At 63.4% G+C, this 20,483-nt stretch carries 13 protein-coding genes and 1 pseudogene; 8 read left to right on the top strand and 6 right to left on the bottom strand.

Annotated elements, in window-relative coordinates; genetic code table 11:
* Positions 1-2 precede the first annotated feature (2 nt).
* The 3 genes from IP85_RS08160 to IP85_RS08150 are packed head-to-tail and all read right to left on the bottom strand — an operon-like array spanning position 3 to position 6,167.
* Positions 3-2,237 (bottom strand): adenylate/guanylate cyclase domain-containing protein, encoded by a 2,235-nt coding sequence (locus IP85_RS08160; protein WP_054149185.1) that lies wholly within the window; start codon positions 2,235-2,237, stop codon positions 3-5.
* Positions 2,234-4,759 carry a FecR domain-containing protein gene (locus IP85_RS08155; protein WP_054149184.1) on the bottom strand — a complete coding sequence of 842 codons (2,526 nt, stop codon included), beginning with the start codon at positions 4,757-4,759 and terminating at the stop codon, positions 2,234-2,236. Before IP85_RS08155 ends, IP85_RS08160 begins: the two co-directional genes overlap by 4 nt.
* 10 nt (positions 4,760-4,769) lie before the next feature.
* Positions 4,770-6,167, bottom strand: a complete 1,398-nt coding sequence (locus IP85_RS08150; RefSeq protein ID WP_156322786.1) for a tetratricopeptide repeat protein — start codon at positions 6,165-6,167, stop codon at positions 4,770-4,772.
* A gap of 350 nt (positions 6,168-6,517) precedes the next feature.
* Here IP85_RS08150 and IP85_RS08145 point away from each other — a divergent pair, with 350 nt between their 5' ends.
* The 5 genes from IP85_RS08145 to IP85_RS08125 all read left to right on the top strand — a co-directional run bounded on the left by IP85_RS08145 (position 6,518) and on the right by IP85_RS08125 (position 13,081).
* Positions 6,518-7,819: an FAD/NAD(P)-binding oxidoreductase gene (locus tag IP85_RS08145; protein WP_054149182.1), complete on the top strand. Its 1,302-nt coding sequence runs from the start codon at positions 6,518-6,520 to the stop codon at positions 7,817-7,819.
* A 10-nt stretch (positions 7,820-7,829) separates the two neighbouring features.
* On the top strand, positions 7,830-8,183 hold the full coding sequence (locus IP85_RS08140) for a DUF5368 domain-containing protein (RefSeq protein ID WP_054149181.1): 354 nt from the start codon (positions 7,830-7,832) through the stop codon (positions 8,181-8,183).
* 186 nt (positions 8,184-8,369) lie between these two features.
* On the top strand, positions 8,370-9,116 hold the full coding sequence (locus IP85_RS08135; protein WP_054149180.1) for a DsbA family protein: 747 nt from the start codon (positions 8,370-8,372) through the stop codon (positions 9,114-9,116).
* Positions 9,117-9,197: 81 nt separating this feature from the next.
* Positions 9,198-12,662 (top strand): chromosome segregation SMC family protein, encoded by a 3,465-nt coding sequence (locus IP85_RS08130; protein ID WP_054149179.1) that lies wholly within the window; start codon positions 9,198-9,200, stop codon positions 12,660-12,662.
* Entirely contained in the window at positions 12,659-13,081 is a 423-nt protein-coding gene (locus IP85_RS08125) for an Ivy family c-type lysozyme inhibitor (protein ID WP_054149178.1), read from the top strand. Before IP85_RS08130 ends, IP85_RS08125 begins: the two co-directional genes overlap by 4 nt.
* 1 nt (position 13,082) lies before the next feature.
* Here IP85_RS08125 and IP85_RS08120 read toward each other — a convergent pair whose 3' ends face one another.
* The 3 genes from IP85_RS08120 to IP85_RS08110 form a co-directional block, all read right to left on the bottom strand.
* Positions 13,083-14,249, bottom strand: a complete 1,167-nt coding sequence (locus tag IP85_RS08120; RefSeq protein WP_054149177.1) for an MFS transporter — start codon at positions 14,247-14,249, stop codon at positions 13,083-13,085.
* A 384-nt stretch (positions 14,250-14,633) separates the two neighbouring features.
* A complete protein-coding gene (locus IP85_RS08115; RefSeq protein ID WP_054149202.1) occupies positions 14,634-15,947 on the bottom strand; it encodes a hypothetical protein in 1,314 nt (437 codons plus the stop codon).
* Positions 15,948-16,101: 154 nt separating this feature from the next.
* Positions 16,102-17,103 carry a VOC family protein gene (locus IP85_RS08110; protein ID WP_054149201.1) on the bottom strand — a complete coding sequence of 334 codons (1,002 nt, stop codon included), beginning with the start codon at positions 17,101-17,103 and terminating at the stop codon, positions 16,102-16,104.
* Positions 17,104-17,326: 223 nt separating this feature from the next.
* Between IP85_RS08110 and ppdK the strand changes: the two genes are divergently transcribed.
* From ppdK to IP85_RS22525, 3 genes and pseudogenes are all read left to right on the top strand, one after another.
* Positions 17,327-19,993: a pyruvate, phosphate dikinase gene (gene ppdK, locus IP85_RS08105; RefSeq protein WP_054149176.1), complete on the top strand. Its 2,667-nt coding sequence runs from the start codon at positions 17,327-17,329 to the stop codon at positions 19,991-19,993.
* A gap of 40 nt (positions 19,994-20,033) precedes the next feature.
* Positions 20,034-20,339, top strand: a complete 306-nt coding sequence (locus IP85_RS08100; RefSeq protein ID WP_054149175.1) for a type II toxin-antitoxin system RelE/ParE family toxin — start codon at positions 20,034-20,036, stop codon at positions 20,337-20,339.
* Positions 20,332-20,483 (top strand): annotated as a pseudogene (locus IP85_RS22525) (transcriptional regulator); the annotation flags it as partial. The gene IP85_RS08100 and the pseudogene IP85_RS22525, both read left to right, overlap by 8 nt.

Below are 20,483 nucleotides of genomic sequence, written 5' to 3'. Positions count from 1 at the left end.
CGTTATTTGCGACTGGCGGTAAACACGCCGTCCCAGTCTTCTGGAGCGGTAGCGGGGAGTTCTGACAGCCGTTCCCGGTAGAGCGCATGGGTGCCGGACAGCCGGTTTGCCGGCAGGACAAGCAGGTCTTTCAGCAACTCGCGTGCAGCCGAAAAATCGCCCGTTTGCCAGGCGCGGATGAAGGCGACATGGGCGGCCAGCAGGTCCGTCTGTTCCGACGCCGCTTCATCCGCACTGCCGATCAAGGCATGCAGCGTCACCGGCGCCTGCCGCCCCACGACACGCACCCGGTCGACTTCGGCGAAGACCAGCCCTTTCGTCCGCGCTCTGACATCCTCCGTCACCAGGATCGAGACCTCGTAAAGCTTGGTCATGCCCTCGACGCGCGACGCAAGATTGACGCTGTCGCCGAGGCAGGAATAGCTGAAGCGTTGGTCGGAGCCGAGATTGCCGACACAGGCCATGCCGGAATTGAGACCGATGCCGATCTTGAGGTTCATGCCGCTCTCGCGGTTGAGCCGGTCGAGGGCTGAGACCATGTCGAGCGCCGCCAGACACGCCTTCTGCGGATGCTCCGCAATGTCGAGCGGCGCGTTCCAGAAGGCCATGATCGCATCGCCGATATATTTGTCGATCGTCGCCTCGCGCTCCAAAAGCACGTCGGTCATGGGCGTCAGGAAGTTGTTGAGCAGCCCGGTGAGCTCGGTCGGCGTCAATTTTTCGGAGAGGCCGGTAAAGCCTCTGATGTCGGAAAAGAGAATGGTGAGTTCGCGGTCCTCGCCGCCCAGCGTAAGACCTTCCGGGTTTTCAGACAGGCGTTCGACCAGGGTCGGCGACAGATAGCGGCCGAAGCTTTCACGTACGAAGCGTTTCTCCCGATGGGTGAGCATCAGGAGCAGCGGCAACGCTGTCAGCAACACCGCGCCGAGGGCGAAAAGTGGTAGCAACGGATCGAAAAGCGTGAACGCCCGGGAAAAGGCAAACCAGGAGCCGCTGGCGACAAGCCCGGCCAGCAGCAGGCCCGTCACCACCGAAACGGCCGGGGCGGCTGTTGCAAGGACCGTCAGCAGGATCAGGCCGACGATAACGGCTGCCGCCCGTTCTGCCCCGATGATCCAGTCGGGCCGCTGCAGGAAGACGCCGCTGGCGATCTGGTCGATGATCTCGGCATGCACCTTGACGCCCGGCATGGCGGGGTCGACCGGGGTCGCCACGATATCGCGCAGTCCCACCGCACTTGTGCCGACCAGCATGATGCGTCCCTGGATCAGCCCTGCCAATGTTTCGGCCTTCTCCGGATCGAAGAGATCGGCGGCGGAAATCACCGGCATGTTCGGAAGGCCGGAATAGTAGATCCAGATCTCGCCGTCGGCCGATAGCGGCACATCGAGCGCACCGACCCTCAAGTCGGTGAAGGCCGAGCCGTCTTCCGCGCCTGCGGAGCGCAGGATGAAGGAGCCCTCCTGTTGTGCGATCCTCAGCGCCTCGATCGAAAGGGCCGGGTAGAGCCGGTCGCCGCTCATGGAGACGAGTGGAAAGGTGCGGATGATGTTGTCAGGCGTCGGCGGGAAGGAGAAATAGCCCATCGCGGTTGCGCGTTCGGTCAACGCGGAGAGGTTGGACAAGGCGCCTGAATAGGGTGTGAGCCGCGCCCGCGGATCGGGTCCCAGAAACGAGAACCCCGCCTTCGGCTCCGGTGCCGGCGCGTTGGTCTCGTTGCTGAGCGCGATCCCGAGCGCCACGGCATTTAAGGCGACCGCGTCGGCCAGCTGGGCGTCCGGGTCCGGCAGGTCGGCGCCGATGTCGATGGCGATCCCCTGGCGCCGCATCGCTTCGACGAGCCGCACCGGTGCCGTCCGGTCCGGCTCGGAAAACACGATGTCGAAGCCGATGGCTGCCGCGCCAAGACCGCTTGCCTTGGTCACCATCTCGGCCACCGTGCCGCGCGACCAGGGCCATTGTCCGAGCTTGCCGATCGACACTTCGTCGATGTCGATGACCGCAACCGGTGGATCAGTCGCGTCACGCGGTTTCATCACCTGATAGGTGTCGAAGACCAGCGCCGTGAGCCGAAAGGCCTGGGAGGAGAAAGCTGCGTGGCCGAGAATGACGGCCAAGAGCGCTGCCAGGCCGACAAGCACGACGCCGAGTTTGCGGCGCTGCGAGGAGGACAGGCGGCGCGATACAGGCCGCCCTTCTGTCTGTTCGGGGCGCAGGCCACCGGCTGCCTTGGTCACGGCTCGACGCCTGTCGTGCTGCCGGCAAAGATCCCGGTCGACGACCAGCTGCCATCAGTCGCCGAGAAATTGCCCATGATGCCCTTGACGGGATCGGTGCCATTGGCGGCGAAGGCGCCGGTGACGCTGCCGGACGCGACGCCGCTCGTGATGTTCCCACTGAAAGTCGGCGTATTGCTGGCGAAGTTCACCCCTGCGCTGAAACTCTTGCTGTCGTAGTTGGAGACAGAAACGGTCCCAGAGCGCGCGTTGAAATCCATTGTCGAGGTCATCGTGCCAGTGGCGATGTATTGGGCGCTGCCATTGACCACCGTGCCCACAGCATTGCCGTTGTAGGTCGCGGTGCCCGCGGTCGGCAGAGCGCTGTTTTCCGGCTGCTTGCCGATGATCCAGTTGCCGAGATGGACCGTGTAGTTGACTTCGCCATAGACATTGCGACCCCACCAGCCCCAGGTCATGAATTCACAGGCGTTGCAAATGGCGGCGCTAGTGTTGTTGTTAAAGATCTTTGCCGGCACCACGGCAGACGACACCATGTAGGCGCCGTCCTTTGAATTGGTTCCGGCAATCACTTGGTCGGACAGATAGGATCGGTCGGCTTCTCCGTAGAACTCGGCGAAGTAGCTGCCGCCGCCGGTGCTGATGCCCCCGGTGAACGTGCCCGCAGCATTGTCGAAGTTGAGGCTGAAGCTGCCGCTCGTCAGATTGTTGCTGCCCCATTGCCGGATCACAGCGGAGGAGAAGCCGCCAACTTCCTCGCTGAAGGTGCGGCTGCCTGAAGCGGTCGCCGCATCATCGCGGCTCGCAACATGCAACTGCTCATATCCTTGATAAACGGGAGCAGGAGAGCCGAATTGTGTTGCACCGATCGATCCCGATCCAATCACCAGATACTCGCCGTTTGTACCGAGGAAATGATCCTTCCCGGCGGTGGAGCCGATACTCCCGGCCTTGCCCTGGCTGTTCACCGCCGAATTGATAGCATTGGACCGGCTTGATCCCGCCGTCGAGGCGACGAGGCCATAGCCTCCGCCATCCAGCGCATCAAAACTCCCGCTGAACACATTAATCGCACTCGTCTGGCCGGCACCTGTGCCGCTGATGCTGAGCGAGGCCTGCAGCGCACGTCCGATCGTCGCGCCGCTTCCACCACTGGTCCCACCGACGAGAAGGTCGCTCACCACGGCTTCATTGCCACCGATGAAGCTGCCGGTGAACGGGATGGTCGTGCCTTCAGCGTTTGTCAACGCAGCAAGCAGATCAGGTTCCAACACGTAAGCCAGGATCTGCCCCGTAGACAGCGTTGTGGTCGCATTTGCCGGCGTGCCACCGATGACGTAAAACGCTTCTGGATCGCTGCTGCCGGCCGTCAGCATGTAGGTGAAGAAACCTCCGCTTCCGGTATAGGCCGTACCGGTCACGGGTGTCCCGTTGACCGAGGCGGACACGCTTCGCTCCGTCAGCACGCTGGTTGAGCTCAACGCCGGCAGGGTGATGCGGTTACTGTCGCCATCGGCTCCGCTTAGCGTCCCATCGGCGTTTCGGGTGAGTGTCCCGCGCGATGCAGTCAGCCTTAGCCCACTGGAGCCACCGCCTCCAGCCACTTCCTTGTGCGAGAGCACGGAAACGGCAATCTCGGTGTCGGCGCCGCCGTTGCCATTATCGTTGCTGCCCGGCACCTGCGGCCTCGTCCCCACATCCCGCTGCGACGCACTCGCCACCTCTTCGACCGGTGTCGTCACGATCGGCCGCGGTGTCGGCACGGGGATGGCGTTATCCGAAGGCAACTGGGCAGAATTGCTCTCGGCAACCGGGCTGCTGGCCACTGTCTGCTCCGTCGGTGCATTGCTCGCGCCACCGCTCTGGCCAGGCCGGCCGGCGAGCACCTGCTGCAGCCCGCTCACCCATTGCGGCGGGGTGCGCTGGATGCGCGGCTGTCCGTCGCCGGCAACGATGGAGAAGCCCTGTTTGAACAGCCGCTGCGGCGCGCCATTGCCGGTGAGCTGCACTTCCTTGCCATAGACCAGCGTCATGTGCGGTGGCAGGGGCTGGTCGTCGGACGTCTGGCCGCTGAGGTTGATGTCGACCACCGCGCCACGGATGCCGGCCGTACCGATCGGCGTCTTGATCGTTACATTGCCGCTCGCCTTCGATGCCTTGCCGCCGATGAAGCGCAGCGCCCCCTTGCTCATGGTCGCCGCCAGCGCAGCCGTGTTCTTCTCCGGATCATAGACGAAGCTGTCGATCACCACGGACGAGTTCGGACCGACCGTGAACGAGGTGCCGTCGGCCAGCAGGATCTGCACAAGGCCGGCACCACTCGTCTCGATGCGGTGATTGCGGATCACGGGGTCGCCGAGCGAGATCAGGCGCGTCTTGCCAGCGCGGTCGATGGTGCTTGCATCGGGATTGACCGCCGCGGTGACGCCAGCGACATCGGTCTCTGCGCTGACGGGAAACGCCACGACAACGAAGAGTGCCGCGGATGCGGCCAGCAGGGCATGACGGGTGTTTGGCTTCATCGTGATGCTCCTAGAACGCGGACTGGATGCCGATCGACAGCGAGATGTTGTCAAAGCTCTTGATGTCATAGTTCGACCAGACCTTGCGGTAGCCGGCCTCTGCGACGAGCGCCACGCGCTCGTTGAACGGCACGATCTGGCGCAGGTTGAGGCTGAAGTCGGTGTCTCGCTGACGCGTCGCCGAATTGATCATGCTGTCGGGATCGTCGTAGCCGCGTCCGGCGACGGCCGCTTCCACCCCGGAGATCCAGGCCGGCCCGTCGCCGATAAGGGCGGCATAGCGATAGGTACCGGAGATCGCCCCGCCCAGTTCGCTGGAGGACAGGTAACCCACCTCCGCGTCGCGCCGGGTCGCAAGAATGCGCCCCGTCAGGCTGAAGTCTTCAGTGAGATTGTGCGACCAGGAAAACTGGCCATCGAAACGATGGCCGCTCTGCAGATTTGCGGTCCGGCGGGACTTGGTGTTGGAAAAATCCTCGTAGCGGTATTGCAGGCTGCCCGAAAGACTGTCGACCGGTGTCACCTGCCAGTCGATCGTCGTCGAGACCCCCGCGGATGCCATATACCGGTCGCCCTCGATCAGCACGCCGCTGGTGGTCAGGAGGACGGAGAGCGTCCGGTCGTCGAGCCCGAAACGTCCAAGATCGAAGACCGGGCCGGCATAGGCCTCGACCGCAGCCGTGTTCAGTGTGTTGCGGTCGCGGTAGCCGGCGGCATAGCCTGAAAGGCCTGCCTCCAGCGATAGTCCCTGGATATCGGTGTCATGGCGATAGCGCAGCCCGCCATTGACGAAGCCGTTGAAGTCCTCGCCGGCGACGCTCAAGCCGTCCAGTGTGTAGGACAGGCCATTCAGCGTCACCGTCGAATTGCCCGGGCCCGCATTGGCATTGCTCTGATACCGGATGCCGGTCCTGATCATGCCGGAGAATTGCGAGGGGGCGCCGCGCTGGTCGATGGCCGAAAGATACTGATCGACCTTGGCGGAGACCTCCGGTGGCATGTCGCCTGCGGACTTCGCCGCGTCGAAATACTGGCGCGCGGTCTCGTAGGCGCCGAGGCGATAATAGAGAACGCCGAGCTCAAGCTGCAGTCGTGGCAGGCCGGGCGCGTAGATCAGCATACGTTCGAGCGTCGAGATCGCCCCTTCCAGATCGCCGGCCTCGGAGGACAGCGCTGCATATTCGAAAGCGGTGTCGAGATCGTCGGGTGCTGCCATCATCCGGCCGAACAAGGCTTCTCGCTTGGCCTCGACCTCGTCGATCGATGCGCTGCCCGTCCGCGGCGCAACGTTTTGGGATTGCTGCGCCAGGGCTCCGCCCACGGACAACGCCACGCAAAAGGTGGCAAGTGCAAGGCTCAGATTATGGGTAGCGAGAGAGAAAGTCTCCCGGCTCTTCGGCAACGTCATGGGAAAAGGAACTCTGACTGTGATCGAGCTGAAATCTCTAGGGCACGTTAAGATCTTGTTAGAATAACTCAAACGCGACTGGACCGGCCAAGTTTGGGTCTTTGCCGTCTTCATCGGTCATCCGCGATGAATTGTTACAGGCCTGATGATCCCGCGGCAATGCGCGGGCAGGGAAATCCCCGACGACAGTCTAGTGTGAAATCTCAATAACTACGTTGCATCGAAGATACGAAATAGTATATATATTTAACGATCAGCGTTGGGAGGCCCAGCCGTAGGCGATGCTGTCTCGGCGAGGCGTTATCCAGAACAGGCAAGGGGGCACTTGCTGCACCCCGGGGGAGGAAGCAATGAAAACCAGCAGACGACAATTTTTCGGTCTGGCGGCCGGTGGAGCGGCACTGGCCGCGGCACCTTTGCACAGCGCGACGGCACAACCCGTCAAGACCAATGCCCGAATTCTGATCCTTGGTGCGGGTGCGGCCGGAACGGCGCTTGCCAACCAGTTGTCCAACCGACTCGACGGCGCCAGGATCACCATTCTCGATCCGCGCAAGCAGCACTGGTACCAGCCGGGCTTCACGCTGATCGCCGCAGGCCTCAAGCCCGCGTCCTATTCCGTGTCCGGCACGGCCGACTGGCTGCCTTCCGGCGTCGAATGGATCGAGGAAGGTGCGGCCGAAGTTGATCCCGACGGCAAGAAGGTGGTGACGGAGAGCGGCAAGGCGATCGAATACGATTTCCTGTTCGTCGCAACCGGTCTCAAGCTCGACTACGCGGCGATCGAAGGCATGTCGCTTGACCTGATCGGCAAGGACGGCATCGGTTCTGTCTATGCAGGCCCTGATTACGCCGAGAAGACCTGGGCGGAGATGGATCGCTTCACCGACAAGGGCGGCCTCGCACTCTTCTCGCGCCCGGCGACCGAGATGAAATGCGCCGGCGCCCCGCTGAAATACACCTTCCTCACCGAGGACTACCTGACCCGCAAGGGTACCCGCAGCAACTCCAAGATCGTCTATGCTGCCCACAACAAGGCGCTTTTCGGGGTGCCGATCGTCTCCGAAAAAGTGCGCATGCTCTATGAGGAGCGTGGCATCGACACGGTCTACGAACACGTGATGAAGAAGATCGATCCCGTGCGCAAGATCGCCACCTTCACCACGCCGGAAGGCGACAAGGAACTCGGCTATGACTTCACCAATGTCATCCCGCCGATGCGGGCGCCCGATGTCATCCTGAACAGCCCGCTGCCCTGGGCCGACAAATGGGTGGGCCAGGGCTGGGTCGAGGTCGACAAGCACACCCTGCGCCACATGCGTTATCCCGAGGTCTTCGCGGTCGGCGACATCGCCGGCGTGCCGAAGGGCAAGACGGCGGCCAGCGTCAAATGGCAGGTGCCCGTCGCCGTCGACCAGCTCGTCGCCCAGATCGAGGGGCGCGAGAGCAAGGAAAGTTACGATGGCTATACGTCCTGCCCGCTGATCACCCGCATCGGCTCGGCGATGCTGGTCGAGTTCGACTACAAGGACAATCTCGTCCCGTCCTTCCCCGGACTGATCGCCCCGCTGGAAGAGCTCTGGATTTCCTGGCTGATGAAGGAGATCGCCTTGAAACCCACCTATAACGCCATGCTGCGCGGTCGCGCCTGAGGAGGATGCCATGAAGGACATGACTGTCGGAATGATCGTCGCGGTTCTCGAAGAGATCTTCGGCCATACCCTGTTCTGGGTTATGGTCGCGGTTGCAGCCGTGATCACGCTCGCCTATCTTTACGTGCTGATCCGCGATCGCCAGGTCTCCTGGAAGAAGTTCCTGCTGGCCCAGCTTGCCATGCCGCTCGGCGCGATCGGCGCCGTCTGGTTCGTCCAGGCCGTCACCCGCTCCGGCTTTGGCGACATCGGCGGCCCCGTCGATGTCATCGTGTTGCTCGGCGTCGCCGCCATGGGGGCCATCGGCATCGCGATCCTCGTTTACACGGTCCAGTCGCTGGTGAGCCGTCCCGTGGTTCGCTGAAAACGCGCCTTAAAGTGACGCCGGACCGGCAGGCACATGACTTGCCGGTCTCGGCAATTTTGCCGTGGCTACGGTTAAAAGGTCACGGATCTTTGATTTTTCAGGTGGGAGCCTGCCTTGTTTGGCGCCTTTTGCCGTTATAACGGTGAAGCCATCCAAGATCCTTGCAACGCAGGTAACTGACCCATGTCGACATCCGAACTCTCGATCACCAAGCGCCGCCTCCTCGGCGGTATCGCCATTGCCGCCGTCGGTCTGGCACTCACCGCCTGCAGCGACGCAGAAGACAAGGCCGCCAGTGCCGAGCCCAAACCCGCTGTCAGCAATGAGACGACCGCCTCGACGACCTCTGCCGAGATCCCGACTGCCGATCGCGACGTCGACATGGAAGAGGCATTGAAGCCCGGCCCGCTGAAGGAAATGGCGCTCGGTGACCCGAACGCGCCGGTCAAGATCATCGAATACATGTCGATGACCTGCTCGCATTGTGCAAACTTCCACGTTCGCACCTTCGACGAAATCAAGGCGCGTTATGTCGACACCGGCAAGGTCTATTTCGTCGTGCGCGAATTCCCGTTCCCGCAGGACACCGCATCGCTGGCGGCCTTCATGCTGGCGCGTTGCACGACCGAAGAGCGCTACTTCCCCTTCGTCTCCACGCTTCTCAAGCAGCAGTCCGCCTGGGCCGCGCCGGCCGACGGCGACGTGCGCAATGCCATGCTGCAAATGTCCAAGCTTGCCGGTTTTACACAGGAGAGCTTCGACGCCTGCTTGACGAACGCCCAGCTTGCCGGTGATGTGTCGGCAGTCCGCGACCGCGGCGCCCAGGAATTCGGTGTCCAGTCGACTCCGACCTTCCTGATCAATGGCAAGGCCTATTCGGGGGACATGTCGGTTGACTCCATGTCGGCCCTCATCGACAGCATGCTCTGATCGACGATCCGTTCTGACGACGGGCGCCGGGGAAACCCGTGCGCCCGTTTTTCGTGCGTTGCTTCGGCGGAGGGTGGCGCCATGAAATTCAACCGCCTCCGCGTTGTCGGCTTCAAGTCCTTCGTCGAACCCTCCGAATTCGTCATCGAACGGGGCCTCACCGGCATCGTAGGACCGAACGGCTGCGGCAAGTCGAACCTCGTCGAGGCCCTGCGCTGGGTGATGGGCGAGAATTCCTACAAGAACATGCGCGCGTCCGGCATGGACGACGTGATCTTCTCCGGTTCCGGCAATCGTCCTGCACGCAACTCGGCCGAAGTCGGCCTCTATCTCGACAATTCCGACCGCACGGCACCGGCGGCCTTCAACGATGCCGATGAGATCCAGGTGACCCGCCGCATCGAGCGCGGCAATGGTTCGGTCTATCGCATCAACGGCAAGGAGGCCCGCGCCAAGGATGTGCAGCTTTTGTTTGCCGATGCCTCGACGGGGGCTCGCTCGCCTTCCATGGTCGGCCAGGGTCGTATCGGCGAACTGATTTCGGCCAAACCCCAGGCGCGGCGGCAATTGCTCGAAGAAGCCGCTGGCATTTCCGGCCTGCATTCCCGCCGCCACGAGGCGGAACTCAGGCTGCGTGCGGCGGAAACCAATCTCGAGCGACTGGAAGACATCACCGCCCAGCTGGAAAGCCAGATCGAGAGCCTCAAGCGCCAGGCCCGGCAGGCCAACCGTTTCAAGCAACTGTCGGCCGACATCCGCGCCCATGACGCCATGCTCCTGCATATCCGCTGGTCGCAGGCCAAGCAGGCTGAAGGCGAGGCCGAGAGCGCCTTGAACCAGGCCATGTCCACGGTCGCCGAAAAGGCGAACCACCAGATGGAGGCGGCCAAGCTCCAGGCCATCGCAAGCCTGAAGATGCCGGAACTGCGCGAGGAGGAGGCAAAATGCGCCGCCGCCTTGCAGCGCCTGCAGATCGCCCGCAGCCAACTCGACGAAGAAGCAAACCGGATTCTCCGCCGCCGCGATGAGCTGACCCGCCGCCTTGCCCAGCTCGATGAAGACATCCGCCGTGAGGAACGCCTCGTCTCTGAGAATGCCGAGGTCATTTCCCGTCTTTCCGAGGAAGAAGCCGAACTCCAGGAAATCCTCGCCGATGCCGGCCGCTTCGGTGAGGAGGCGAAGGAGACCTTCGACGCCGCTGCTGCAACGCTTGCCGATAGCGAACGCGACTTCACCCGCCTGACCGCCGAACGCGCCGAAGCCGCTGCCGGCCGCAACCAGCTGGAACGTGCCATCCGCGACCTCACGGAGCGCCGCGCAAGGCTGGAGCGTCAGGTGTCGGACGCCTCCCGCGAACTCTCCGACATCTCCGACCGCATCGCAGCCTTGCCTGATCCGGACGAAAAGCGCGAAATGGTCGAGATCGCCGAACAGGCCGTCGCGGACGCCGAGAGTGCCGCCATGGAGGCGGAAGCAGCGCTGACCGAAGCCCGCCGCACCGAAAGCCATCTGCGCCAGCCGCTGGACGCCGCGCGTGCCCGCGTCAACGGGCTTGAGACCGAAGCCCGCACCATCGCCCGCATCCTCGCCTCAACGACCACGGGCGACTTCCCGCCGGTCGCCGACGAACTCTCGGTCGATCGCGGCTATGAAACGGCCCTAGGTGCCGCCCTCGGCGACGATCTCGACAGTGCACTCGATCCCACAGCACCTGCCCATTGGCATGGCAATGGCGACGGGGCAGGGGACCCAAGCCTGCCGTCAGGCGCGAAGCCCCTGATCACCCATGTCCGCGCACCCGCAGCGCTTACCCGGGCACTCCGCCAGATCGGCGTGGTCGAGGAAGCCGAAGCGCTTGCCCTGATGCCCAAACTCGCCCCCGGCCAGCGCCTCGTCACCCGCGATGGTGCGGTTTATCGCTGGGACGGCCATGTCACCGGCGCCGACGCCCCGAGTGCCGCCGCCCTGCGTCTCGCCCAGAAGAACCGCCTAGCAGAGATCGAGCGCGAGACTGAGGAGGCCCGTGACCAGATGGTCGAGGCTGAGGATCGCCTCGCCGAAGCCGCTGACGCCATCCGCACGGAGGAAGCGCGTCTCACGCAAGCCCGCGACCGCAGCCGCCTGACGGTCCGAAGCCTGGCCGAAGCCCGCGACGCCCTTGCCCAGGCCGAACGCGCCTCAGGCGACCTCATCCGCCGCCGCGAGGTGATCGAGGAGGCCGTGAACGGGTTGAAGGGCCAGATCGAGGAGATCGTCGAGCAGGAAGAAACCGCCCGCATCGAAATGGAGGAGACGCCTGACCTCTCTGCTCTCGACGCCCGCCTGCGGGAAGCTGAGGCCGTCGTTGCCCGCGATCGTGGCCTGCTCGCCGAAGCGCGCGCCCGTTTCGAGGGCCTCGCCCGCGAAGATGAAATGCGCCGCCGCCGCATCCTCTCGATCCGCCAGGAAAAGCAGAACTGGCAGAACCGAGCCAAGTCTGCGGAAGAACACATCGCAACGCTGCGCGAGCGTGAGGCCGAGGCCCGCGACGAGATCACCGATCTCGAAATGGCGCCCGACGAATTCGAGGATAAGCGCCGCAATCTGATGACCGCCCTCGACAAGGCCGAGAAGGACCGCCGCGATGCCGCCGATCGCCTGATCGAGGCAGAAACCCGCCAGCGCGAGGCCGACCAGAAGGCGGCAGCCGCCCTGGCTGAACTCGCTGAAAGCAGAGAAAAGCGCGGCCGCGCCGAAGAGCGTCTGGTCTCTGCCCGCGAATGGCGCATCGAGGCCGAGACCCGTATCGGCGATACGCTAAATGTCAGCCCGCATGAGGCCTTCCGCCTGACCGGTCTCAAGGACCCCTCCGAGATCGGCGACCTGCGCGAGGTCGAGCGCAATCTCGACCGTCTGAAGATGGAGCGCGAGCGGCTCGGCGCCGTCAACCTGCGCGCCGAGGAAGAGCAGAAGGAACTGTCGGACAAGCTCGCCGCCCTCATCAAGGAGCGCGACGATATCATCGACGCGATCCGCAAGCTGCGTGGTGCCATCCAGAGCCTCAACCGCGAGGGTCGCGAACGCCTGATCGCCGCCTTTGACGTCGTCAATGCCCAGTTCCAGCGCCTCTTCACCCACCTCTTCAATGGCGGCACCGCCGAACTGCAGCTGATCGAAAGCGACGACCCGCTCGAAGCCGGCCTCGAAATCCTCGCCCGCCCGCCGGGCAAGAAACCGCAGACCATGACGCTGCTGTCGGGCGGCGAGCAGGCGCTGACCGCCATGGCCCTGATCTTCGCCGTCTTCCTGACGAACCCTGCGCCGATCTGCGTGCTGGACGAAGTCGACGCGCCGCTCGACGACCACAATGTCGAGCGCTACTGCAACCTGATGGACGAAATGGCCGCCTCGACCGAGACCCGCTTCGTCATCATCACACACAACCCCATCACCATGGCTCGCATGAATCGCCTCTTCGGCGTCACCATGGCAGAGCAAGGCGTCAGCCAGCTCGTCTCCGTTGATTTGCAGACGGCGGAGGCCCTGCGCGAGAGGGAGGTAGTATGAAACGCCACCTCATCGCCCTTGGCCTCCTGGCGGCTGTGAGCGCCGCCCCCCTCCACGCCCAGACCGCATCCCCCTCGCTTGCCGGCAACTACCTGCCGAGCGTGCTGGCAACCTCGCCGGCGCATCGCGACAGCCTGATGGAGATGCTCAAGGGCCAGCCGGGGCTGCCCTTCTGGGTGCGCGCCCTGGTGCGCCAGCCGCGTTACGTGGCACTTGCCTCCGAGGAGGTCGCGGTCAAGGACAAGCGCATGCAGCTCTTCCGCGCCTGCGAGCCGCGGACCTGCGAAACAAGCTGGATCCGCGTGCTTTACTCCGAGGACGGCAAGCGGGCCCTGCTTTATGTCTCTGACGCCAAGCTTGGCATCAAGATCTTCGGCGATCCGACGCCGGAGGAGTTGACGTTTCTGACGCGCTCTTGAATCAAGCCGCCAGCTTCTGCCGCCGAGCAGGCCCAACCGGCAGCGCGCCGCTGGCGAGGATCGATCCGAGCACTAGGGGCAGGCAGACGAGATAGGCGTTACGGATGCCGAAGGCCTCGGCCACGAAGCCCAGAAGCGGCGGCCCGAGGAAAAAGACGACAAAGGCCATCTGCGCGATCGCCGCGACATTGATCACGGCGGGGCGATCGGTGCGTTGGGCCGCGGCCGAGACCGCCATCGGATAGACCGCGCTGCAGCCGGCGCCCATCAGAGCGAAGCCGAGAAGGGCAATCGTCGGAGACGGCGCAATCCAGGCCATGGCGATGCCTACTGCTGCGACCGAAAGCAACACCCGCCCGACGAGCCGTGCGCCGTAGCGATCGACGACCGGGTCGACCGTCAGGCGTGCCAGCGCCATGAAGAAGGCAAACAGCGTCAGCCCTGATCCGGAAATGAACGGCGAGACGTCGAAGACTTCTTCCATGTAGATCGTCGACCAGTCGATGCCGGCACCCTCGATCAGGAAGGCCGAGGTGCCGATGATGCAGAGCGGCAGCAGCGAAAGCGTCGGCAGCGCGAAATGCGGTGCCTTGTCCTCGGCTCCGGCGGTGGTGAGGACAGGCGCATTCTTCATGCCCGCGATCGTGATCGCACCGATGACGAACATCAGTCCCAGCAGCACATGCATATGCACCTGCATCGTCACCCCCGCCTGCCGGACCAGCGAGGCAGTGATCGCCGTGACGAAGAAGCCGAGGCTCCAGCAGCCATGGGCGCGGTTCATGATGCCGAATCCGGCCTGCGCCTCGATCCGCCCGATCTCGACATTAAGGCAGATCTCCAGCGCGCCGGCGAGAAGTCCGACGGCGAAGAGCGTGGCAAAGACGAGAGGGGCGGAAGGCAGAAGCGAGATGAGGGACAAGAGCGCCATGACGCCGAGCAGGGAGATGGCAAGCGTCGTGCGCGAACCGAGTCGGACGATCAGCGGGGAGGACAGGGTGAGCGAAATCAGCGAGCCGATCGCCATGCCGATCAGCGTCAGCCCCAGTTCGGCCTTGTTGACCCCGAGCTGCAGCTGAAGGTCGGGCAGCCGGGAGAACAGCGATCCCGTACACATGGCAAACAGAAAGAAGGCGATATAGACACGATACTGCGGCTGGAAATGCATCGGGGAGACTCGATTTGTCTGATGACCAGTCATGTGCGTGCCAGCATCGGTGTGCCAAGTCCAGCCGTTGCGGCGGCCGATCGGTTCTCCCCAGAAAAGACCGTGCGTCTCGACAGGTCAGCTCACGGCCTATGCCAGGTTCAGGCTGGTGCTCGCCGCCCCACACACGCCGTCATCCTCGGGCTTGTCCCGAGGATCTGCCAAGGCTTGCCATGTATTGGAGGCTTAAGGAGCGGACTGAAAGGTCGAGCCAATAGCAGCGGCAGTAGATCCTCGGGACAAGCCCGAGGATGACGAAGGAGGGGGCCTCGCGAAACGAAAAATGCCGGAAGCGAGGCTCCCGGCACCATCAGACCTTGGCTACTGCCTATTCGTTTCGCGCGCTCAGCCGGCCTTGTTGATCTGCCGCGCGACCATGTCATGGTTCAGCCAGAGCACCGGCGCAGACGGATTGGCCATTTCGCCAAAGATCAGCGCGCCGGTTGCTTCGACCACGAGCACGCTCAGATAGTCCGAGATCAGCGCCTTGCCGTCCTTGTGCATCTGCGCAATCTCCTGCGAGGTGCCGATGGTGATGTCGGACTGGCCCTGGCTGTTGGGCATCGGCCAGTTGTTGAAGTCGTAGAACGGGATCATCACGTCGCTTGCCTGGAAGTCGGCGATCTTCTTGAGCACGTCCTCGACGGTCGCACCCTCGACCAGCAGCGCCTCGCAGTCGGCCCAGATCTTTTCGGTGCGGGCGCCGGGATTTTCCTTCTTCAGCGCCTTCAGGAGCGGCAGAAGCGGCAGCTCAATGCCGGCGAAGACATCGGACGAGTTGGTGCGGATCTCAGGGCAGTTGAAGACGGTCGCCTTGATGCCGGAAGCGTAAGCCTCCTCGGCAATCGCCTCGAGCTTCATCTTGGCATAGCCCTGAGTGTAGTTCGTATAGGTCTGCCAGCGATATTCGTCGCCGATCAGGATGCCCGTGCCGTGATAGCCATAGGCCGAATAACGCACCTGGCCGCCGCTCTTTTCGATGCGGTTGCGGATAGCAGTGCTGCCCTCGATCAGGTGACGGAAGGTGTTGGCGGAGACTTCGTCGAAGTTCTGCAGGATCAGCTTGCCGAGATCGCTGTCGAGCAGCACCTGAGAGGACATGTGGCGCGCGCCACGGCCCTTGTAGATGCGGTTGGCAAGAACGAGGAAGACCTTGGCCTTCGGAATGCCGCCGGCCATCGTGTGGGCGAAATGCACATTCCGGCCATCGGCAATCATGCCTTCCAGCTCAGCCATGATCTTGGCAACGGCATCCTGGAAACGCGACACGCCAACCTGGCGGCACTTTTCGATATGCGCCCAGTCGAGCTTTTCCGTTTCCCAGTTTTCCAGCGTCAGCGAAGCAAGCAGGTCCGTCGGCGTCTTTTCGCCTTCGGGCGCGTCGAGATCGAAGCCGGCCATGGCAGGCACGTTGATGATCCGGCCGCCGAGATTGGCTTCCGCCTGGGCAAGCTCTTCGTCGGTCAGCGGACGCAGCTTGTTGTTCTCGTCACGGCGACCGACGGTGATCCCGATGATCTCCATGCCGGCCTTCTTGGCCTGGTCGAGCAGGCCAGTCACATAGCCACGACCGAACAATTCGCCGAAGAGAACGAACACGTCGCCCTTCTGGTAAAGGTTGTTCTGCGGGATCTCAGTCAGTGAAACCGGGCTGGTCAGGGTCATGTTTGATTCCGGATTACAATTTACTAGAATGCCAACTAGCAAACGCTGGACCGGAGCGCATCACCCTCAATTGATTTGTCTGGTCATTTTGCGTGACCGTTTATTGCATTGCGTGATGACCCTGTAACATCAGCCCGGTCCTGGCACGTCAAACCCGCTTGAGCCGGACACGTGTGCCCCAGGGATCCAGCGCCTCGAACCCGCCTTCGATGGCGCTGACGGCAAAGCCCTTCGCCTGAAGATCTGCGCGGCGCCCTTCAAGGATCGCTTCATCGGTCGTGTGCAGCGAGAACCAGTCGAGCCCGGTCATGGCCTCCTGACGCGGGCCGGCATCACGGCTTTCCCAGATATTGGCGCCGATATGGTGGTGATAGCGACCCGACGACAGGAAGGTCGCGCCACGCTGATCGCTGCCGGCCACCACGTCCAGACCAAGCCCATCGGCATAAAAGGCGCGCGCCGTTTCCAGCCCGCCGACCCTCAGATGGATATGACCGATCCGCAGCGCGGCCGGGACGGTCGTATACTCGTCGCGGTCCGTGCGCGTCTTCGTCTTGATGAAGATGTCGTCGATGTTGAGTTCACGACTGCCCATGGTCACCGTATTGCCGGCCCAGAGCCAGGTCTCCTGCGGGCGATCGCTATAGACCTCGACGCCATTCCCCTCGGGATCCATCAGATATACCGCTTCCGACACCGAGTGATCGGCAAAGCCGGTGAGCGGAATTTGGCTGCGGGCCACATGCACCAGCCAGCGGGCGAGATCGGCACGGTCAGGCATCAGGAAGGCGGTATGATAAAGGCCGGCCTGGCCCGGCGCCTCGGGCGTCGCATCCGGCCGGGCAAGGATATGCAGGAGCGGCGTCCCGCCCGCCCCGAGCGTCACGGCATCGGGCGCATCCGTCAGCACGTCGAGCCCCAGCATGCTGGTGTAATAGGCCTTGAGCCGCGCGACATCCTTCGCCCGCAGGCAAACCTCGCCGACATGCACTGGGCGCGTCAGACCGAAAGGCAGCTGTGGCGTCTGCGCCGCCGGAAGCGCGGTCTGGGTCTCGATCCCCTCCGCACTCAGCGCTCCGGTGAGCGCTCCGGTCAGTGTTGCCGCTCCGGCCAGCCGCAAAAGCTGGCGCCGCGTCCAGTGAACAGTCATTTCGGTCCCCATCTATCCCTGCACTTGTAGGCCTTGCTTACAATGCCGCGTCGAAATCTGTCTTTCACGTCTCTCCACGCAATTTCACATCCGCGTGAGCCTTCGAGGCGAGATCTGCCGCAATTATGATGCATTGCAGCATAAACTTGTCTGTTGAACATTTCCAATCCGTCACAATTGCTGTAAACGGTGGAAAAACAAGCCTGTTCGGGTGGAGAGGGCAATGCGCAAGTGGGTTTACACCTTCGGCGGAGGAGCGGCCGAGGGGAGTAGGGCCGAGATCGAGCAGCTGGGAGGCAAGGGGGCCAATCTCGCCGAAATGGCGGCGCTTGGCCTGCCGGTTCCGCCCGGCCTCACGATCGTGTCAGATGCCTGTGGCCTTTTCTACAAGAGTGGAAAGACGCTCGCCGACGAGCTGAAGACCCAGGTTCTCCGCGGCATATCCGGCATCGAGGCCGCAACAGGCCGCGCCTTTGGCGACACCAGCCAGCCGCTTCTCTTGTCCGTCCGCTCCGGCTCGCGCACCTCCATGCCCGGCATGATGGACACCGTCCTCAATCTCGGCCTCAATGACCACACGGTCGAGGCGCTCGCGGAGCATTCGGGTGACGCCCGTTTCGCCTGGGACAGCTATCGCCGCTTCATCCAGATGTATGGCGATGTCGTCATGGGCCTCGATCACGAGGTCTTCGAGGAAATCCTGGAGGACGAAAAGGCAAGGCTTGGCCACGAACTCGACACCGATCTCTCGGCCTCCGAGTGGCAGCAGGTCGTGAAACTCTACAAGGAAGTGCTGGAACAGGAATTGGGCGAGCCCTTTCCGCAGGATCCGCATGTCCAGCTCTGGGGCGCGATCGGCGCGGTCTTTTCCAGCTGGATGAACCCGCGCGCCCAGACCTATCGCATGCTGCATTCGATCCCCGAAGGCTGGGGCACATCCGTCACCGTGCAGACCATGGTCTTCGGCAACCTGGGCTCCACCTCCGCCACCGGCGTCGCCTTCACCCGCAACCCTTCCACGGGCGCCAAGGAACTCTACGGCGAATTCCTGGTCAATGCGCAAGGCGAAGACGTCGTTGCCGGCATCCGCACGCCGCAATCGATCACCGAGGCGGCCCGCATCGATTCAGGCTCCGACAAGCCCTCGCTCGAAAAGCTGATGCCGGAGGCCTTTGCCGAATTCTGCGCGATCTGCGACCGGCTCGAGGCCCATTACCGCGACATGCAGGATCTCGAATTCACAATCGAGCGCGGCAAGCTCTGGATGCTGCAGGCCCGCTCGGGCAAGCGCACGACCAAGGCCGCGATGAAGATCGCCGTCGACATGGCGGCGGAAGGGCTGATCTCGGAGGAAGAGGCGGTGATGCGCATCGAGCCCTCATCGCTCGACCAGCTGCTGCACCCGACCATCGACCCGCGCGTCACTCGCCATGTCATCGGCTCGGGCCTGCCCGCCTCGCCGGGCGCGGCGACCGGCGCCATCGTGTTTACGGCGGAAGAGGCGGTCGAAGCCGAAAGCGAAGGCCGCAAGGTCATTCTCGTCCGCGTCGAAACCAGCCCCGAAGACATCCACGGCATGCATGCAGCCCAGGGCATCCTGACGACCCGTGGCGGCATGACCAGCCATGCGGCCGTCGTTGCCCGTGGCATGGGCATCCCTTGCGTCTCCGGTGCCGGCACCATGCGCGTCGACCTGCGCAATGAGAAGCTGGTTGGCATGGGCGTCACGCTGACCAAGGGCGACATCATCACCATCGACGGCTCCTCCGGCCAGGTACTGAAGGGCGAAGTGCCCATGCTCCAGCCGGAACTCTCGGGCGATTTCGCCCAGTTGATGCAATGGGCCGACCGCACCCGCCGCATGACGGTGCGCACCAATGCAGACACGCCCGCCGACGCCCGCGCCGCCCGTTCCTTCGGCGCCGAAGGCATCGGCCTTTGCCGCACCGAACACATGTTCTTCGAGGGTGAGCGGATCCATGTGATGCGCGAGATGATCCTCGCCGAAGACGAGGCCGGCCGCCGCGCCGCGCTCGACAAGCTCTTGCCCATGCAGCGCTCTGACTTCACCGAGCTCTTCACCATCATGCATGGCCTGCCGGTGACGATCCGCATGCTCGACCCGCCGCTGCACGAATTCCTGCCGAAGAGCGATGACGAGATCGAGGAAGTGGCAAACGCCATGGGGCTGGAACCCGGCTTCATGCGCCGCCGCATCGATGCCCTGCACGAGTTCAACCCCATGCTCGGCCATCGCGGCTGCCGTCTTGCCATCTCCTATCCCGAGATCGCCGAAATGCAGGCCCGCGCCATCTTCGAGGCTGCCGTTGCCGCCGCCCGCGAAACGGGCGCCCCCGTGGTCCCTGAGGTCATGGTGCCCCTGGTCGGCCTGCGATCCGAGCTCGATTACGTCAAGGCCGTCATCGACCGGGTCGCCGCTGAAGTCATGGGCGAGGCAAAGCTCGAGATCTCCTATCTCGTCGGCACGATGATCGAGCTGCCCCGCGCCGCGATCCGCGCCCATATCATCGCCGAAGCCGCCGAATTCTTCTCCTTCGGCACCAATGACCTGACCCAGACCACCTTCGGCATGTCCCGCGACGACGCCGCCCGCTTCATTCCGACCTACCAGAAGAAGGGCATCATCGTGCAGGACCCCTTCGTATCGCTCGATTTCGACGGTGTCGGCGAACTCATCCGCATCGCCGCCGAACGCGGCCGCAAAACCCGCCCCGACATGAAACTCGGCATCTGCGGCGAACACGGCGGCGACCCGACCTCGATCCACTTCTGCGAGGATGTCGGCCTGGATTATGTGTCCTGCTCGCCGTTCCGCGTGCCGATCGCGAGGTTGTCGGCGGCCCAGGCGGCGATCAAGGCGCGGGGGTAACTTCGCCGGGCTTGTGCATTTGTAGTTTCTGGACGACAATATGTTCGAGTTGAAGCAGACCGAGATTTTCCGAAAGTGGCGCCTCGGTCTGAAGGACCGGCGTGCCGCAGGTTTGATCGCTGCGCGCCTTGACCGCCGGGGCTTCGGCCATGTCGGAGATGCAGTCTCTGTCGGCGGCGGCGTGCAGGAACTGCGCCTCCATTACGGCCCAGGCTACCGCATCTACTTCACGCAGCGGGGTGCGACGATCATTCTCTTGCTCTGCGGCGGAGACAAGGGCAGCCAGGTCAGAGACATCGAGACCGCGAAACGCCTGGCCCGGATCTGGAAAGAAACAGATGACTGAAATCCTGACCAACTACGATCCCGCCGAAGACCTCGACACTCCCGAGGCGATCTCTGTCTTCGTCAATGAGGCGCTGAAGACCGACGACGCCGCTTACATCGCCCACGCACTCGGCGTCGTCGCCCGCGCCAAGGGTATGGCGGG

Source organism: Rhizobium sp. AAP116 (genome assembly GCF_001295785.1).
Classification (GTDB): domain Bacteria; phylum Pseudomonadota; class Alphaproteobacteria; order Rhizobiales; family Rhizobiaceae; genus Allorhizobium.
The sequence above is the reverse complement of the archived record's forward strand: the minus strand, read 5'-3'. Positions and strand labels throughout refer to the sequence as shown.

What these genes read in the sequence shown, in the direction of transcription:
- IP85_RS08130 (WP_054149179.1), top strand. Translation starts at nt 9,198, where the DNA reads ATGAAATTCAACCGCCTCCGCGTTGTCGGCTTCAAGTCCTTCGTCGAA.
- IP85_RS08135 (WP_054149180.1), top strand. Translation starts at nt 8,370, where the DNA reads ATGTCGACATCCGAACTCTCGATCACCAAGCGCCGCCTCCTCGGCGGT.
- IP85_RS08125 (WP_054149178.1), top strand. Translation starts at nt 12,659, where the DNA reads ATGAAACGCCACCTCATCGCCCTTGGCCTCCTGGCGGCTGTGAGCGCC.
- IP85_RS08145 (WP_054149182.1), top strand. Translation starts at nt 6,518, where the DNA reads ATGAAAACCAGCAGACGACAATTTTTCGGTCTGGCGGCCGGTGGAGCG.
- IP85_RS08120 (WP_054149177.1), bottom strand. Translation starts at nt 14,249, where the DNA reads ATGCATTTCCAGCCGCAGTATCGTGTCTATATCGCCTTCTTTCTGTTT.
- IP85_RS08155 (WP_054149184.1), bottom strand. Translation starts at nt 4,759, where the DNA reads ATGAAGCCAAACACCCGTCATGCCCTGCTGGCCGCATCCGCGGCACTC.
- ppdK (WP_054149176.1), top strand. Translation starts at nt 17,327, where the DNA reads ATGCGCAAGTGGGTTTACACCTTCGGCGGAGGAGCGGCCGAGGGGAGT.
- IP85_RS08150 (WP_156322786.1), bottom strand. Translation starts at nt 6,167, where the DNA reads ATGACGTTGCCGAAGAGCCGGGAGACTTTCTCTCTCGCTACCCATAAT.
- IP85_RS08100 (WP_054149175.1), top strand. Translation starts at nt 20,034, where the DNA reads ATGTTCGAGTTGAAGCAGACCGAGATTTTCCGAAAGTGGCGCCTCGGT.
- IP85_RS08110 (WP_054149201.1), bottom strand. Translation starts at nt 17,103, where the DNA reads ATGACTGTTCACTGGACGCGGCGCCAGCTTTTGCGGCTGGCCGGAGCG.
- IP85_RS08140 (WP_054149181.1), top strand. Translation starts at nt 7,830, where the DNA reads ATGAAGGACATGACTGTCGGAATGATCGTCGCGGTTCTCGAAGAGATC.